General features: G+C 57.3%; 17 protein-coding genes. 10 read left to right on the top strand and 7 right to left on the bottom strand.

Going from position 1 to position 15168, the window contains the following annotated elements:
- Positions 1-30 precede the first annotated feature (30 nt).
- Genes glnP through ABLU95_RS17140 form a run of 3 tightly spaced genes read left to right on the top strand, consistent with a single transcriptional unit; the run spans position 31 to position 2450 of the window.
- Positions 31-687, top strand: coding sequence for a glutamine ABC transporter permease GlnP (glnP, locus tag ABLU95_RS17130; protein ID WP_023289264.1), 657 nt, complete (start codon positions 31-33; stop codon positions 685-687).
- 2 nt (positions 688-689) lie between these two features.
- Positions 690-1412: a glutamine ABC transporter ATP-binding protein GlnQ gene (glnQ, locus tag ABLU95_RS17135; protein ID WP_032429131.1), complete on the top strand. Its 723-nt coding sequence runs from the start codon at positions 690-692 to the stop codon at positions 1410-1412.
- 21 nt (positions 1413-1433) lie between these two features.
- Positions 1434-2450, top strand: a complete 1017-nt coding sequence (locus ABLU95_RS17140; protein WP_261901556.1) for a C45 family peptidase — start codon at positions 1434-1436, stop codon at positions 2448-2450.
- On the opposite strand, the gene ABLU95_RS17145 is transcribed toward ABLU95_RS17140, so the two are convergent.
- Complete coding sequence (locus ABLU95_RS17145) at positions 2447-3637, bottom strand: MFS transporter (protein WP_087848717.1); 1191 nt, start codon at positions 3635-3637, stop codon at positions 2447-2449. The genes ABLU95_RS17140 and ABLU95_RS17145 overlap by 4 nt on opposite strands.
- Before the next feature lie 175 nt (positions 3638-3812).
- Between ABLU95_RS17145 and ABLU95_RS17150 the strand changes: the two genes are divergently transcribed.
- A complete protein-coding gene (locus tag ABLU95_RS17150; protein ID WP_261901554.1) occupies positions 3813-4694 on the top strand; it encodes a LysR family transcriptional regulator in 882 nt (293 codons plus the stop codon).
- 70 nt (positions 4695-4764) lie between these two features.
- Here ABLU95_RS17150 and ABLU95_RS17155 read toward each other — a convergent pair whose 3' ends face one another.
- Positions 4765-4860, bottom strand: a complete 96-nt coding sequence (locus ABLU95_RS17155; RefSeq protein ID WP_261902483.1) for a hypothetical protein — start codon at positions 4858-4860, stop codon at positions 4765-4767.
- A 91-nt stretch (positions 4861-4951) separates the two neighbouring features.
- Between ABLU95_RS17155 and ABLU95_RS17160 the strand changes: the two genes are divergently transcribed.
- Positions 4952-5263: a hypothetical protein gene (locus tag ABLU95_RS17160; protein WP_044522295.1), complete on the top strand. Its 312-nt coding sequence runs from the start codon at positions 4952-4954 to the stop codon at positions 5261-5263.
- A 121-nt stretch (positions 5264-5384) separates the two neighbouring features.
- Here ABLU95_RS17160 and ABLU95_RS17165 read toward each other — a convergent pair whose 3' ends face one another.
- On the bottom strand, positions 5385-5867 hold the full coding sequence (locus ABLU95_RS17165) for a glutathione peroxidase (protein WP_086076164.1): 483 nt from the start codon (positions 5865-5867) through the stop codon (positions 5385-5387).
- A gap of 158 nt (positions 5868-6025) precedes the next feature.
- On the opposite strand from ABLU95_RS17165, the gene ABLU95_RS17170 reads away from it, so the two are divergent.
- Positions 6026-6589 (top strand): hypothetical protein, encoded by a 564-nt coding sequence (locus tag ABLU95_RS17170; protein WP_348880048.1) that lies wholly within the window; start codon positions 6026-6028, stop codon positions 6587-6589.
- Positions 6590-6634: 45 nt separating this feature from the next.
- On the opposite strand, the gene ABLU95_RS17175 is transcribed toward ABLU95_RS17170, so the two are convergent.
- Together ABLU95_RS17175 and yeaG are read right to left on the bottom strand one after the other, a co-directional pair.
- A complete protein-coding gene (locus tag ABLU95_RS17175) occupies positions 6635-7918 on the bottom strand; it encodes a YeaH/YhbH family protein (protein WP_012968476.1) in 1284 nt (427 codons plus the stop codon).
- A gap of 85 nt (positions 7919-8003) precedes the next feature.
- On the bottom strand, positions 8004-9938 hold the full coding sequence (yeaG, locus tag ABLU95_RS17180; RefSeq protein ID WP_004203779.1) for a protein kinase YeaG: 1935 nt from the start codon (positions 9936-9938) through the stop codon (positions 8004-8006).
- A 416-nt stretch (positions 9939-10354) separates the two neighbouring features.
- Between yeaG and ABLU95_RS17185 the strand changes: the two genes are divergently transcribed.
- Positions 10355-11101, top strand: coding sequence for a MipA/OmpV family protein (locus tag ABLU95_RS17185; RefSeq protein WP_023289272.1), 747 nt, complete (start codon positions 10355-10357; stop codon positions 11099-11101).
- A gap of 91 nt (positions 11102-11192) precedes the next feature.
- The gene (locus tag ABLU95_RS17190) at positions 11193-12047 is read left to right on the top strand and encodes an aldo/keto reductase (protein ID WP_065882979.1); all 855 of its coding nucleotides are present in this window, start codon (positions 11193-11195) and stop codon (positions 12045-12047) included.
- A gap of 60 nt (positions 12048-12107) precedes the next feature.
- Here ABLU95_RS17190 and ABLU95_RS17195 read toward each other — a convergent pair whose 3' ends face one another.
- Positions 12108-12992 carry a D-hexose-6-phosphate mutarotase gene (locus ABLU95_RS17195; protein ID WP_065882980.1) on the bottom strand — a complete coding sequence of 295 codons (885 nt, stop codon included), beginning with the start codon at positions 12990-12992 and terminating at the stop codon, positions 12108-12110.
- 74 nt (positions 12993-13066) lie between these two features.
- Positions 13067-14062 carry a glyceraldehyde-3-phosphate dehydrogenase gene (gapA, locus tag ABLU95_RS17200; protein ID WP_004203784.1) on the bottom strand — a complete coding sequence of 332 codons (996 nt, stop codon included), beginning with the start codon at positions 14060-14062 and terminating at the stop codon, positions 13067-13069.
- A 337-nt stretch (positions 14063-14399) separates the two neighbouring features.
- Between gapA and msrB the strand changes: the two genes are divergently transcribed.
- Both msrB and ABLU95_RS17210 read left to right on the top strand, forming a co-directional pair.
- Positions 14400-14813: a peptide-methionine (R)-S-oxide reductase MsrB gene (msrB, locus tag ABLU95_RS17205; RefSeq protein WP_004203786.1), complete on the top strand. Its 414-nt coding sequence runs from the start codon at positions 14400-14402 to the stop codon at positions 14811-14813.
- A gap of 43 nt (positions 14814-14856) precedes the next feature.
- Entirely contained in the window at positions 14857-15135 is a 279-nt protein-coding gene (locus ABLU95_RS17210) for a YeaC family protein (protein WP_004203787.1), read from the top strand.
- Positions 15136-15168 lie beyond the last annotated feature (33 nt).

Raw genomic sequence — 15168 nt, forward strand, 5'->3', positions numbered from 1 at the left:
CGACCTTATATTTTCTTTACGGGTAGAAGCATGAATTTTGACAGTCGCTATATTTGGGATGCATTACCGCTGCTGATGCAAGGTTTGCAGCTGACGCTGATTATTTCGTTATCAGGTTTATTAGGTGGATTAATCATTGGCTTGCTGGCCGGGACCTGCCGCGCATTAGGCGGAACAATATCCAAAACGGTATCGCTGGTGTTTGTGGAAGTCATCCGCGGGACGCCAATTATGGTGCAGGTGATGTTTATCTACTTCGCCCTGCCGATGGTGTTGCCAGTGCGTATTGACCCGGTTCCCGCCGCCATTATCACCATTGTGATTAACTCCGGGGCTTATATAGCGGAGATCACCCGGGGCGCGATTCTGTCGATTAATAAAGGATTTAAAGAAGCCAGCCTGGCGATGGGATTATCGCCGCGCAGCACCCTGTGGCATGTCATTATGCCGCTGGCTTTTCGGCGGATGATCCCGGCATTAGGCAATCAGTGGATTATCAGTATAAAAGATACCTCGCTGTTTATTGTCATTGGCGTGGCAGAATTAACCCGTCAGGGACAAGAGATTATTGCCGGCAATTTTCGGGCGCTGGAGGTGTGGACGGCGGTGGCGATGATTTATCTGTTTTTGACATTGTGCCTGAGCTTCCTGCTGAAACAACTTGAGAAAAGGATCCATATTTTATGAGCATGGTTGAATTTAGCGCGGTGGCGAAAAACTTCGGCGCCACTCAGGTGCTGCACGATATCAATTTAAAGATTGAAGCGGGCGAGGTGGTGGTGATCATTGGCCCGTCCGGCTCGGGAAAATCGACCCTGCTGCGCTGTATCAACAAGCTGGAGGCGATCTCTTCGGGAACGCTGCTGGTGGCGGGCATGCACATTACGGATCCGCATGCGAATGAGTGTGATATTCGCCGCGAAGCCGGTATGGTGTTTCAACAGTTTCATTTGTTTCCGCATCTGACCGCCCTGGAGAATGTCATGTTTGGTCCGCTTCGCGTGCGCAAGCAGAGCAAGGCCGCGGCGCGGGAGCAGGCGCTGGCGTTGCTGGACCGCGTGGGGCTGCGTGAACGCGCCAACCACTATCCGGCAGAGCTCTCGGGCGGTCAGCAGCAGCGCGTGGCGATAGCGCGCGCCCTGGCGGTGAAACCCAAAATGATGTTATTTGATGAGCCAACATCCGCCCTCGATCCTGAACTGCGGCATGAGGTGTTAAAGGTCATGCGATCCCTGGCCGAAGAGGGCATGACGATGGTGATTGTGACCCATGAGATTGGCTTTGCCAGAGAGGTGGCTTCCCGGTTGATCTTTATTGATGGCGGCACTATCGCCGAAGATGGTTCACCTGAGGCGCTGCTCACGGCCAGCAGCAATCCGCGACTGCAAGAGTTTTTGCAACACGTATCCTGAACATAAGTGAATGATGACAATATGAAAACAATCGCAATCCGTGGTTCCGCCTATGCGGTCGGTCAGCAGCTTGGCGCGTTTGGTCGTGAGGCCTGGCATACTAAAATCAGGCAAACGGCGCTGTGGCAAACCGTAACCGCCCTGAAAACGGCGGAACAGACCCAGCGCATGCGTGCAGCCGTGCAGGCGCAGTTCCCGCTGATTTGGCAGGAGCTGGAGGGCATGGCGGAGGGGCTGCAGGCGCCGGTGGATGAGGTGTTCGCCTGGAACTGTCGCGGCGATCTGGTACGTTCGACGTCAGATGGCTGCACCACCCTGGCGGGGAGAAGCCCGGAGGGCGCGTTGATCATTGCGCACAATGAAGACGGCTTCCCGCAGCTGCGTGAAGAGTGCGCCATCGTCAGCGTAACCCCGGAGGTGGGCCTCGCCTTCACCAGCTTTGCCTATCCCGGCTCCCTGTGCGGGCACACCTTCGCGGTGAATGAGAAGGGGATAGTCAATACGGTCAACAATATTCGCGCCGTGCATCGTCCGGACGGCATGCCGCGCCAGATTGTGGCCCGCGCATCGCTGAACGCCGCCACCTTAGAGGAAGCCGTCACTTTGCTGAGCGCCACGCTGCGCGCGGGCGCATTTCACCACACCCTGGGCCAGATGGGTGATAGCCGTCTGTTTAGCGTGGAAGCCACCGGCTCCGGCAGCTCGGTGCTCGAGTTGTCCACCACCGGCGGGCATGCCAACCATCTGATCCATCCCCAGCTTGCGGCCATTGAACAGATCGTGACCGGGAGCTCCGCTTCGCGCCAGCGGCGCCTGGACGCGTGGCTGGCGACGAACCCGCCGCTGGATGGCGTGACAGCGAAAGCGATGCTCTCCGACCAGCAGGATCCGCTGTTACCGATTTACCGGCTGTCTCCCGACGATCCGGATGAGGAAAATACGCTGGCGACGGCCATTTTTACCTTGAGCGCGACCCGCGTCGTGTGGCAGATCTTCACTCTGGACCGTGAAAACGCGGTTTTACAGGGCAGCGTTTAGCGGGCCGAGGGCGCTTTCAGCAGGGCGATCAGCAGCGTACTGCCCACCATGATCCCCGCCGCCAGCCACACCATTCCCGACAGGCCAGCTGAGGCGATCAGCTGGCCGCCGACAAGCGCCCCGGTGCCGATGGCGGCATTAAAAATGGCCACGTAAATGGCTGACGCCGGCTGGGCGACCGCGCCCGCGCTGCGCAGCAGCCAGGTCTGTAAGCCGACGAACACAATCGCGATGCCGGCGCCCCACAGGGCTAACAGTAGCCCGCTAAAACAGAACGGCAGTGGCGCAAGACGGGCGGCGCCAAGGATCGCCAGCGCGCCCCCGCTCAGCAGCAGCGCAGCGAAAATCAGCCCCTTCAGATGACGATCGATAAGCTTACCGGCGATAACGTTACCCAGCAGCCCGGAAACCCCTGACAGCAGCAGCAGGCCGGAGAGGGCGGTCGCCGGGACTCCCTGCAGATTTATCAGCAGCGGTTCAATGTAGGTGAAGGCGGCAAAGTGTGCGGTAATGATGCAGGCCGTGGCGCCATACAGGCCACCGAGCAGCGGATTGCGGAAAATATCGCGATAAACACGCAGCCTGACGGAGGCAGGGGCGGCCAGCGGGGGCAGCGTTGAGCACAGCGCCGCAGCGGCGGCCAGTGACAGCAAGGCCATCGCCATAAACGCGTGTCGCCAGCCCGCCAGGGTGGCGATAAAGCTCGCCAGGGGTACCCCCACTACGCTTGCCGCCGACACGCCGCCAAAAATGATCGCCGTGGCCAGCCCCAGCCGGTGCGGCGGTACCAGCTGCGCGGCGACGATGCCAATTAAGGCCCAGAAGGCGCCATGCGCCAGGGCGCCAATCATGCGGGCGCTCATCAGGGCGAACATCGAATAAGACCGGGTTGCGGCGAGGCAGGAAAGCGCCAGGATCAGCATCAGCCCGACCAGCAGCGCCTTGCGGGAAATACGCGCCGGCATCGCGCCGGAAAGCAGAGCCGCCAGGGCGCCCACCCAGCCATAGGCGGTGACGGCGAGGCCCATGCCGGATTCCGTCTGGTGAAAATCCGCCGCCAGGGCGCTGAGCATGCCCACCGGCGCCAGTTCGTTGGTGACGATCGAAAAGGCGCAGAGCCCGAGCGCAACGACGGCTATCCAGACGCGCGCCGGCGCCGGGTGGAGGGGTAAAGCAATCTCTTTCATATCAGGCGTATCCTTAGGAAAGGAGCGTTCCGCGCGGTGCGCGGACGTTCAGGTGAGGAGAGCGCAGGCGACCGGATGGCCTGGTTGTCTCCGCGAGTGGTGTGCAGTATCATCCCTGCAAAACTGATAAAAAAGAGCGGAAAACGGAGAGTTGTTTTCCGTAAATGGAAAATAGATGACCGCAGAATTTAACTGGGATGATGCGCGCATATTCCTCGCCATCGCCCGGGCGGGAACGCTGAGCGGCGCCGCCGACAAGATGAACATGGGGATTGCCACGGTCTCCCGCCGGCTGGATCGGCTGGAGCAGGCGTTGAACGTTCCGCTCTTCAGCCGCCATCAGAGCGGCTATCGCCTGACCGACGATGGCGAATCCCTGCTCGCGCGGGCTGAGGCGCTGGAATACGCAGGCCTGGCGTTCGGCGAAGCGGCGCAACTGCAGGGGCATGTCGCCGGGGTTGTCCGCCTGGCCACCGCGGACAACCTGGCCACGCATTTTATTCTGCCCTCCCTGAAAGGGCTCCTGGACCAATATCCCGAGCTGCGGGTGGAGGTGCTGAGCGGCGTGCAGCCGGTGAACCTGCACCGTCGGGATGCCGATCTGGCGATCCGCATGGTCAAGCCTGAGGCCGGGCATCTGACGTTAAAGCGTCTGGGGACGGTGGGGTTTGGCGTCTATGGCGCCGCCGGCTATCTGGCCGGCGCGGACAGCCTGTCGCTGAGCGAGGCGGACTTAGTGGGGTGGCCGGAAACTCACCAGCACCTGCCGGCCGCCCAATGGATCACGCGCACCCTGCGCGGCCGGCCGTGTAAAGTCGAAGCCAATACGCTCGTGGCCCAGGTTTCCGCGGTATCCGCGGGCCTCGGCCTGGGCGTCCTGCCGCACTTTATGGCGCGGGCCAGCGGCCTGCAATGCCTGCAGCCGGAGATCGGCGCGGATCAGACCCTCTGGCTGGTGATGCATTCCGACCTGGCCGGGTCAAGACGCGTGCGGGTTCTCGCCGACCATCTCATCGCTCTCTTTGCGGATCATCAAGAGCGGCTGGCGATGCCCTGAAGGGACGCGGCTTGGGCGTGTATCGATAAGACCCCCCGGGGCTGACGAGCCACGATTTTTTCCGCGCCCGCTAACAGTCATACTCACCGCGCAATATTCGGCCCAATGCTGCGCCGCAGTCGAAAATACTGCAGAGTGAGGGGATATCCCTGTCCGGCAAAATAATTTTGTGTTGTTGCCAGCGCCGCCTTGTTGCGCTCCCCCAAAAATGCCTGTCGATGTTAGGGTGAGAGGTTGATTACCACAGGAGAACGCAAATGATTGTCAGGACCTGGCACGGCTGTGTGCCATTGCAACATGCCGAGGGGTTTGCAAAGCACCTTGAGCGGACCGGCGTGGAACACGCCCGGGGTATCTCCGGCAACAGGGGCGCGCTGGTGCGCCGGGAAAACCAGGGCGAATGGGCGCATTTCTTTCTCGCCACCTACTGGCAGGATCTCGCGGCGGTCAAAGCCTTCGCAGGCGAAGACTATCACGTCGCGGTCACCTATCCGGACGACGAAGTATTCGAACTGCTCTCCGACCCCTACGTGTTTCAGCATGAGGTTGAGGCCGTGTCGCCGCTGTAGGCTGCGTGTCGGGCAGGCGGAAGTTAGGCCAACCACAGACGGTTGCTGGCCGCGTGAGATCGACCTCTACCTTGCATGGGCAGCCAGCCACCGTTGGGTGAGCGTGGAATGACAGGAACACTTAGCGTTTGAGTGCGGCAACAATGGCGGCTTCCATTTTCTCCGGCGTCGTGAACGGCGCAAAACGCGTGAGGGGAGTGCCGTCGCGACCGATGAGGAACTTGGTGAAATTCCACTTGATCCGTTTGCCGAGCACGCCGGGCAACGCTTGTTTCAAATAACGAAACAGCGGGTGCGCGGCGGGGCCGTTAACGTCCACTTTCTCAAACATCGGGAAGCTCACGCCGTAGTTAACGTGACAGGTCTGCTCGATTTCATCCGCACCGCCGGGTTCCTGCTTGCCAAACTGGTTGCAGGGGAACCCAAGCACAACCAGCCCCTGAGCCGCGTACTTTTTGTAGAGCGCTTCAAGGCCAGCATATTGCGGCGTGAAGCCACAATGGCTGGCCGTATTCACCACCAGAACCACCTTGCCAGCATAGTCAACCATGGAGAGGGGCTGTCCGCGCAGGCGGTTAGCCGTCAATTGATAAAAAGGGGTCATAGCAGGCTCCTGAGAGTAGAAACAGTTCAACGCTGACGATCGCGCGAATGTTTGAAGCAGATTAGGCAGTTATGATACACAGGGTTAGGGATTTGTACCTGGAGTGTTAAAAAAACGCCAGATGTCATAGAAAAAATCGCGAACAGGAACGGCTGAAAATGGTGAAATATATCTTATCGCTGGTCGTAGTGGCGATGCTCGCAGGCTGTACCAGCGCGCCAAACTTGCCGCCTCGGGATACCATTGTGGCGATGAAACCCACAGAGTCCGGTATTGTCGCCAGCTCAGCGAAATACAGTTACCGCTTTGTCCGTGACGGTGTGCCTGAGGAATATCAGCGTTATAAGACCTTTTATGAGCGCTTTCACCAACAGGCTTCCGGCGTGCGGGTTAACTTTGTCGTGGAACAACATGAGGTAACGGCGGAATATCTGGTGGTGATGGATCAGCGCAAACTGGATGCCGGGCAGCATAGCGAGCTGGAAAATCAGTATCATGCGGTGCAGATTGATAACGATCGCCTCGGGGTGTTGTTTAAAGCGACAGGGTTTTGGACGGCATCGGACGCGTCAGATCTGGCCGCCGCCTACCAGTTAGCGCACCCCGTTGTGGTATCAATCAATGATAAGACCAAAACGATTAGCTCGCTTGGCGCCGTCGCCATGGCCCCGTTGTTTCCGTTTTACATGATGTATGGCTGTGCCATCGGGCCTTGTGTCTGAGGAAAATAGCCAGCAAGTCACCCGACTCACTGGCTGAGTATTTCACTACGCTTCACTTTTAGACGATTGTTTGTGAAACAGTTCGCGGAATACCGGGTAGATATCCTCCTGGTCGCGGATATGCTGCATGGCGAAATTATCAAAGGTCGCCTGCAGGTGTTCATACTCGCGCCACAGGGTCTGATGCGCCCGGCGGGTAATTTCGATATAGCTGTAATAACGCACCACCGGCAGAATTTTCTTCGCCAGCAGTTCGTGGCACAGCGGGGAGTCGTCGGCCCAGTTGTCGCCATCCGACGCCTGGGCGGCGTAGATGTTCCACTGCGCCGGGTCATAACGCGCCTGCACCACTTCATCCATCAGCTTCAGGGCGCTGGAGACGATGGTGCCGCCGGTCTCCTGAGAGTAGAAGAACTCGTGTTCATCCACCTCTTTCGCCTGAGTATGGTGGCGGATGTAGACCACATCGACGTTTTTATAGGTCCGGCTGAGGAACAAATACAGCAGGATATAAAAGCGCTTGGCCATGTCTTTGGTGGCCTGGTCCATCGAGCCTGAGACGTCCATCAGGCAGAACATTACCGCCTGGCTGGAGGGCTCCGGCCGTTTTTCGTAATTTTTGTAGCGCAAGTCAAAGGTGTCGATAAACGGCACCCGTTCAATTTTAGCCCGCAGTTCGGCAATCTCTTTGCGCAGGCGCTCCTCCTCCAGCAGCTGCACCGGTTCGCTGCGGCTGATGGTCTCCAGATCCTCCTCCAGGGCGCGCAGTTCACGGCGCTTGCCGGCGGTCATCGCCGTCCGGCGGGCCAACGAGTTCTGCAGCGAACGCACCACGCTGATGTTGGCCGGCACCCCATTAGAGGTAAAGCCCGCGCGATGGGTTTTAAACTCGTTCAGCTGCCGGTGCTGATTTTTCTTCAGGTTCGGCAGGGCGAGATCTTCAAACAGCAGGTCCAGGTACTCATCTTTCGAAATCTGGAAGACAAATTCATCCTTCCCTTCGCCATCGGCGCTGGCTTGCCCCTGACCGCCGCCCCCGCCGCCGCCGCCCCCTTGCGGGCGTTCGATGCGGTCGTTTTGCACGAAATGGTCGTTGCCCGGGTGGACGCGGTTGCGCAGCCCGCCGCGACCCTGATGAAACATCGGCTCGTTGATATCGTCCGTCGGGATCGAGACGGATTCTCCGCTCTCAATATCGGTCACCGAGCGCTTGTTGATGGCCTCGGAGATCGACTGTTTAATTTGCGCCTTATAACGGCGCAAAAAGCGCTGACGATTGACGGCGCTTTTGTTTTTCCCGTTCAGGCGTCGGTCTATGAACCAGGTCATATGCCCTCCTGTACTGCATTAGCCAACTTTACTTATCATCATTCAGCTGCAGTTGGCCCGGCGGCGCACCGCCGGGCTGGACGCATCAGGACGATTTACGAACCCGCAGGTACCACTCGCACAGCAGGCGAACCTGTTTGCGGGTGTAGCCTTTCTCCATCATGCGGTCGACAAAGTCGTCGTGTTTTTTCTGCTCATCGGTTGAGGTTTTGGCGTTAAACGAAATGACCGGCAACAGCTCTTCGGTATTGGAGAACATTTTCTTCTCAATAACCGTGCGCAGTTTCTCATAGCTGGTCCAGTTCGGATTACGTCCGCTGTTGTTGGCTCTGGCGCGCAGCACAAAGTTGACGATTTCATTACGGAAGTCTTTCGGGTTGCTGATCCCGGCCGGCTTCTCAATTTTCTCCAGCTCGGCATTCAACGATTCACGGTCAAACAGCTGCCCGGTGTCCGGATCGCGATATTCCTGATCCTGGATCCAGAAGTCAGCGTAGGTGACATAGCGATCGAAAATGTTCTGCCCATACTCGGAGTAGGATTCCAGATAAGCGGTCTGGATCTCTTTGCCGATAAACTCGGCGTATTTCGGGATCAGATAGCCTTTGAGGAACTCCAGATAGCGCTCGGCCTGCTCCTGCGGGAACTGTTCGCGCTCAATCTGCTGCTCCAGCACATAGAACAGATGCACCGGGTTGGCCGCCACTTCAACATGGTCGAAGTTAAACACCCTTGAGAGGATCTTAAAGGCAAAGCGGGTGGAGAGCCCGTTCATCCCTTCATCCACCCCGGCATAGTCGCGATACTCCTGATAGGATTTCGCTTTCGGGTCGGTATCTTTCAGGCTCTCGCCGTCATAGACCCGCATTTTCGAGTAGATGCTCGAGTTTTCCGGCTCTTTCAGGCGCGACAGAATCGAGAAGCGCGCCAGCGTTTCCAGCGTGCCCGGGGCGCATGGCGCATGCGTCAGTTCGCTGCTGTTGAGCAGTTTTTCATAGATACGGATCTCTTCGGAGATCCGCAGGCAATAAGGCACTTTGACGATATAGACGCGGTCGAGGAAGGCCTCATTGTTTTTGTTATTACGGAAGGTCACCCATTCCGATTCGTTGGAGTGGGCAAGGATGATCCCGTTAAACGGCAGGGCGGAGATCCCTTCGGTCCCGTTATAGTTACCCTCTTGGGTCGCGGTCAGCAGCGGATGCAGCACCTTGATCGGCGCTTTAAACATCTCGACGAACTCCATGATCCCCTGGTTGGCGCGGCACAACGCACCGGAGTAGCCGTAGGCGTCCGGGTCGTTCTGCGCATAGTGCTCCAGCTTACGGATATCCACTTTACCCACCAGCGCCGAAATATCCTGGTTGTTCTCATCGCCCGGTTCGGTTTTGGCGATGGCGACCTGCTCGAGAATCGATGGCCAGACTTTGACCACGCGGAATTTCGTGATATCGCCGCCAAACTCATGCAGGCGTTTGGCCGCCCACGGCGACATAATGGTGCCGAGATAGCGGGTAGGGACGCCATACTCTTTCTGAAGGATCTGCGCATCCTCCTGCGGATTGAACAGGCACAGCGGGTGATCGTTAACCGGGCTGCGCTCGCCGTTGGCGCTCAGCACATAGATAGGCACGCGCTGCATCAGGGCTTTCAGCCGTTCAGCCAGCGATGATTTACCACCGCCCACCGGTCCCAGCAAATAGAGGATCTGTTTCTTCTCTTCCAGCCCCTGGGCGGCATGCTTGAGGTAGGAAACGATCTGCTCAATGGCGTCTTCCATACCGTAAAACTCTTCAAACGCCGGATAGCGTGCGATGACCCGGTTTGAAAAGAGACGGGATAGCCGCGGCTCGAGAGCCGTATCAACCATGACGGGTTCACCAATGGCCATCAACAGACGTTCTGCCGCATTGGCATAGGCACTGCGATCTTGCCGGCAGATGGTAAGAAACTCCTGCAGTGTGAACTCTTCGTCCTTGGCAGCTTCATAGCGCTGGCGATAGTGATCGAATATATTCATGGCATGCCGTCCTTTCGTTTTTTAGCACAGGTTGAGAGCCGTTCATATGAATAGTGGGGGCCCCCGGAAGACATAAGCTGAACATCGCTCTCCTGGTATCCAGCAACCCTTATGCCAGGTTGCGGGTGGGGTAGCGTGAATGTGCCCTGCAATTACACCTTCTAAATTTAAGCGTAGATGCATTTAGAAATCTTGCATGCCGCAGAAAATCAATTTCAATGACATATCAATAACTCATCCTGAAAAAGACGCTTTTTGATTCGCCGGGACGTGAAGCTGTCATCGGGCTGTCACCAGATGGTAAGAGAAGGGTGGGAAAGTGAACGATTTGTGTCATATCGGGTAAAGAATTTGAGGCATGAGACCTACGACGGTAAACTGCACGGGCTGATTATTTGACAACGGGAATATGGATTGTGACTAAAATCAAACTTCTGGCACTCGGCGTGCTGATTGCGACCTCCGCCAGCGCGGCGCATGCCGATGGGAAGTTCACGCTTGGGGCTGGCGTCGGCATCGTTGAGCATCCGTACAAGCAGTATGATGCGGATGTTTATCCGGTGCCGGTCATTAGTTATGAGAGCGATAACTTCTGGTTCCACGGTCTGGGCGGGGGTTACTACCTGTGGAATGACACCAACGATAAGCTGTCGATAACGGCCTACTGGTCGCCGATGTACTTCAAGCCGGGCGACAGCGATAGCGAACAAATGCGTCGCCTGGATAAGCGTAAATCGACCGTGATGGCCGGTCTTTCTTATGTCCACAACACGCCCTATGGCTTCCTGCGCACGACGATTGCCGGCGATACGCTGGATAACAGCAACGGCATCAACTGGGATCTCGCCTGGCTGTACCGCTACACCAACGGGAACCTGACGCTGACGCCGGGCATTGGCGTCGAGTGGAACAGCGACAATCAGAACGAATACTACTATGGCGTCTCGCAGCATGAGTCCCGTCGCAGCGGGATGCGCAGCTACGATCCGGACAGCAGCTGGAACCCGTATCTGGAGCTGGCGGCCAACTATCGCTTCCTCGGCGACTGGAGCGTATACGGTATTGCGCGCTACACGCGTCTGTCGGATGAAATCACCGATAGCCCGATGGTGGACAAATCCTGGAGCGGTCTGATCTCAACCGGGATCACCTACACCTTCTGATTGTGCATTATTACAGTGCGCTTTATGCATCAAAACAGGGCTTCGTGCCCTGTTTTGCTTTATGGTGGTGCAGGGCGCGAAGAAGGAGACGATGGTGAAAAAAACAGTATGCTTTGGCGAGCAGGCGGCAGTTCCGGCCATCGGGCTGGGAACCTGGTATATGGGCGAGAACGCGGCGCTGCGTCAGCAGGAGGTGGCTGCACTGCGCGCGGGCATCGACCATGGCCTGACGGTAATCGATACCGCGGAGATGTATGCCGACGGCGGGGCGGAGGAGGTAGTGGGCCAGGCGATCCGCGGCCTGCGCGACCGGGTGACGCTGGTCTCTAAAGTCTATCCCTGGCACGCCGGCGGAGCGGCGATCCGCCGCGCCTGTGAAAACAGTCTGCGCCGGCTGCAGACCGACTATCTGGATATGTATCTCCTGCACTGGCGGGGCGATATCCCCCTGCAGGAGACGGTCGAGGCGATGGAAAGGCTGGTGGCCGAGGGCAAAATCCGCCGTTGGGGCGTCTCCAATCTGGACACCGACGATATGCAGGCGCTGTGGCGCACGGCGGGCGGCGAACGCTGCGCCACCAACCAGGTGCTCTATCATCTCGCGTCGCGGGGCATTGAATACGATCTTCTGCCCTGGTGTCAGCAGCACACCCTGCCGGTGATGGCCTATTGCCCGCTGGCGCAGGCGGGGCGCTTACGCGATGGACTTTTTCAGCATACCGATATCATCAATATGGCTAACGCGCGGGGCGTGACGGTGGCGCAGCTGCTGCTGGCCTGGGTGATTCGTCATCCGGGAATGCTGGCGATCCCGAAAGCGGCGACTATCGAGCATGTGGTGCAGAATGCCGCCGCGCTTGATATCGTTCTCAGCCCGCAAGAGCTTGCGCAGCTGGATCGCCTCTATCCGCCGCCGCCGCGGAAAACCCGGTTGGATATGGTTTAACCCACAGCGCATCCAGGTGGAGAAGAGAAAAAGCCCCGTGATAAACGGGGCTTTTTGCGGTTAGCGTTTTTTCACGCTGATGGTTTGCGCCAGGCGAGACGGGGTCTCTTCACTGGCTTTCTGCGGCTGGGTCACGCAGCAGGTTTCGACGCAAACGAAGGTTTTATAGCCATCGTCCGGCATGTCGCCCATGCTGACGGACAGCGCCGGGCCCGGGTTCCAGGCCACCACGTTGTGCTGATGATGATGCACCACGTCGATCGTGCGGCTGAGCGCGTCGTCGTGGATCACGCTGCAGCCTTCGGCGTCGAGATAGACGCGGTCGGTACGATCCGGGAAGGTCTGCACGCCGTTGTTCAGAACGCCTTCTTCGGCGTTCTTCACTTTATCGATATAGCGCTCGCCAAGACCGCTCACTTTCACCGCCGCGATATCGCCAACGTTGAAGTAGCTGTGCAGGGCAGAGGTGGTCTCGAATTCGCCGTGGGCTTCCAGCTCGATTTCGCAGGTCTTACCCAGCTTGAAGCGGGCATAGAGGGTGAACTCATGCGGCCACAGCTTCATGGTTTCAGCGCTGTTCTGCAGCGCAAAGGTCAACATCACGCCGCTGTCGTCTTCATCATGCCCTTCCAGGGTCCACGGCAGGTTGCGGGCAAAGCCGTGCGACGGCAGGCCCTGCTGCGCCGATGGGCCAAACCACGGCCAGCAAATCGGCACGCCGCCGCGCAGGGCGACGCCCTGTTTAAATGGGGTGTTGTTGCTCAGCCACAGGACTTCTACTTCACCGGCGGGTTTCCAGGAGAGCAGGTGCGCCCCTTGCAGCGCCACAGAGGCTTTCACCTGCGGATGGTCGATGACAATCAGCTCCAGGTCGTCCAGCTGGCGACGGGAGATAACGGGTGAAATGGTTTCATTCACCGGGAGAGCAAAAATTTTATTTATCATTGTGCAATCCTATCTCTGCAGACAAAAAAAAGAGCGACCGAAGTCGCTCTTACAGATTACTTTTTCATCTCAACTTATTTGGAGATGTGGGCAATCAGGTCCAGAACTTTGTTGGAGTAGCCAGTTTCGTTGTCGTACCAGGAAACCAGTTTAACGAAGTTGTCGTTCAGTGCGATACCTGCTTTAGCATCGAACACGGAAGTGCAAACTTCGCCGTTGAAGTCGGTAGAAACAACGTCGTCTTCGGTGTAACCCAGAACGCCTTTCATTGCGCCTTCAGAAGCGGCTTTGATAGCTTTCTTGATTTCTTCGTAGGACGCTGCTTTTTCCAGACGAACGGTCAGGTCAACAACGGATACGTTCGGAGTCGGAACGCGGAACGCCATACCGGTCAGTTTGCCGTTCAGTTCTGGCAGTACTTTACCTACAGCTTTAGCAGCGCCGGTAGAGGACGGGATGATGTTCTGAGCTGCGCCGCGGCCGCCGCGCCAGTCTTTGTGAGACGGGCCATCAACGGTTTTCTGAGTAGCGGTGGTTGCGTGGACGGTGGTCATCAGGCCTTCAACGATACCGAAGTTGTCGTTGATGACTTTAGCCAGCGGTGCCAGGCAGTTGGTGGTGCAGGATGCGTTGGAAACGATGTCCTGGCCAGCGTAAGTGTCGAAGTTAGCGCCGCGAACGAACATCGGGGTGTTGTCTTTGGACGGGCCAGTCAGAACGACTTTTTTCGCGCCAGCGGTGATGTGTTTACGAGCGGTTTCGTCGGTCAGGAAGATACCGGTTGCTTCAGCAACAACGTCAACACCAACTTCGTCCCACTTCAGGTTAGCCGGGTCACGTTCAGCGGTAACACGGATTTTTTTACCGTTAACGACCAGATGACCGTCTTTCACTTCAACGGTGCCGTCGAAACGACCGTGAGTGGAGTCATACTTCAGCATGTAAGCCATGTACTCTGCGTCTAACAGGTCGTTGATTGCAACGATCTCGATGTCAGAACGTTTCTGAGCAGCACGGAAAACAATGCGACCGATACGGCCAAAACCGTTGATACCTACTTTGATAGTCATATATTCCACCAGCTATTTGTTAGTGAATAAAAGGTTGCCTGTAAAATTACAAAAACCTTACGCAGCGTCAAGCGGAATCGTGTCAATCATTGCGACAAATCAATCCTGAGCACACCTTGCGCGATTGATTTGCCTCACTCTCCCTTTGAGCCCAATTCCATATGGGGGCTGCGCGCGGAATTTTAAAGGGCGTTTAAGATAAAAACGTGATTTAAGTCACAATTATCTGGCTGCCTGTGGGCACCGGATAAGTTTAGAACAAAAGTGTACGCTTCATTGTTAATGTTTTGTTAGAATTGGGGCGAAAGTTGTCCATTGCAAAGCGAGATGTAAGCCCATGGCGAATAAACCCTCCCCGGAAGAGCTGAAAAACGGCTTGAGCGAAATGCAGTTTTACGTGACCCAACATCATGGCACCGAACCGCCTTTCACCGGACGGCTGCTGCACAACAAGAAAAATGGCGTGTATCACTGCCTGGTGTGCGATGCGCCGCTGTTCAACTCCCAGACCAAATACGACTCCGGCTGCGGCTGGCCGAGCTTCTACGAGCCGGTAAGCGAAGAGGCCATTCGCTATCTGGACGACAGCTCCCACGGCATGCAGCGCATTGAGATCCGCTGCGGAAATTGTGATGCCCATCTCGGTCACGTGTTTCCGGATGGCCCGCAGCCGACCGGCGAGCGCTATTGTGTCAATTCGGCGTCGCTCAGCTTCACCGATGAGCAGAACGGCGAGCAGATTAAGGGCTGAAGAAACGATTCAGCAAATTATTCCAGGTGGAGGTGAGCGGAAGATGGATATTGAGCAAATTATCGACAGCATGACCCCGGAAGTGTATCAGCGTCTGGCGACGGCGGTAGAGCTGGGAAAATGGCCGGATGGCGTGGCGCTGACGCCGGAGCAGAAGGAAAATAGCCTGCAGCTGGTGATGCTGTGGCAGGCCCGGTATAACACCGACGCCCAGCATATGACCATCGACACCCGTGGGCAGATGGTGATGAAGAGCAAACAGCAGCTGAAGGAAGATTTCGGCATCGTGCCGAAGCCGATCGCTACCGTGAAGTTGCAATAAACCGCCGCCCGGCGGGGAGACGTTCCGGCGTCG

Source organism: Klebsiella sp. GG_Kp146, from assembly GCF_040061975.1.
Taxonomy (GTDB): domain Bacteria; phylum Pseudomonadota; class Gammaproteobacteria; order Enterobacterales; family Enterobacteriaceae; genus Klebsiella; species Klebsiella quasipneumoniae.

What these genes read in the sequence shown, in the direction of transcription:
- msrB (WP_004203786.1), top strand. Translation starts at nt 14,400, where the DNA reads ATGGCGAATAAACCCTCCCCGGAAGAGCTGAAAAACGGCTTGAGCGAA.
- yeaG (WP_004203779.1), bottom strand. Translation starts at nt 9,938, where the DNA reads ATGAATATATTCGATCACTATCGCCAGCGCTATGAAGCTGCCAAGGAC.
- glnQ (WP_032429131.1), top strand. Translation starts at nt 690, where the DNA reads ATGGTTGAATTTAGCGCGGTGGCGAAAAACTTCGGCGCCACTCAGGTG.
- gapA (WP_004203784.1), bottom strand. Translation starts at nt 14,062, where the DNA reads ATGACTATCAAAGTAGGTATCAACGGTTTTGGCCGTATCGGTCGCATT.
- ABLU95_RS17145 (WP_087848717.1), bottom strand. Translation starts at nt 3,637, where the DNA reads ATGAAAGAGATTGCTTTACCCCTCCACCCGGCGCCGGCGCGCGTCTGG.
- glnP (WP_023289264.1), top strand. Translation starts at nt 31, where the DNA reads ATGAATTTTGACAGTCGCTATATTTGGGATGCATTACCGCTGCTGATG.
- ABLU95_RS17170 (WP_348880048.1), top strand. Translation starts at nt 6,026, where the DNA reads ATGGTGAAATATATCTTATCGCTGGTCGTAGTGGCGATGCTCGCAGGC.
- ABLU95_RS17195 (WP_065882980.1), bottom strand. Translation starts at nt 12,992, where the DNA reads ATGATAAATAAAATTTTTGCTCTCCCGGTGAATGAAACCATTTCACCC.
- ABLU95_RS17175 (WP_012968476.1), bottom strand. Translation starts at nt 7,918, where the DNA reads ATGACCTGGTTCATAGACCGACGCCTGAACGGGAAAAACAAAAGCGCC.
- ABLU95_RS17190 (WP_065882979.1), top strand. Translation starts at nt 11,193, where the DNA reads ATGGTGAAAAAAACAGTATGCTTTGGCGAGCAGGCGGCAGTTCCGGCC.
- ABLU95_RS17210 (WP_004203787.1), top strand. Translation starts at nt 14,857, where the DNA reads ATGGATATTGAGCAAATTATCGACAGCATGACCCCGGAAGTGTATCAG.
- ABLU95_RS17160 (WP_044522295.1), top strand. Translation starts at nt 4,952, where the DNA reads ATGATTGTCAGGACCTGGCACGGCTGTGTGCCATTGCAACATGCCGAG.
- ABLU95_RS17140 (WP_261901556.1), top strand. Translation starts at nt 1,434, where the DNA reads ATGAAAACAATCGCAATCCGTGGTTCCGCCTATGCGGTCGGTCAGCAG.
- ABLU95_RS17165 (WP_086076164.1), bottom strand. Translation starts at nt 5,867, where the DNA reads ATGACCCCTTTTTATCAATTGACGGCTAACCGCCTGCGCGGACAGCCC.
- ABLU95_RS17150 (WP_261901554.1), top strand. Translation starts at nt 3,813, where the DNA reads ATGACCGCAGAATTTAACTGGGATGATGCGCGCATATTCCTCGCCATC.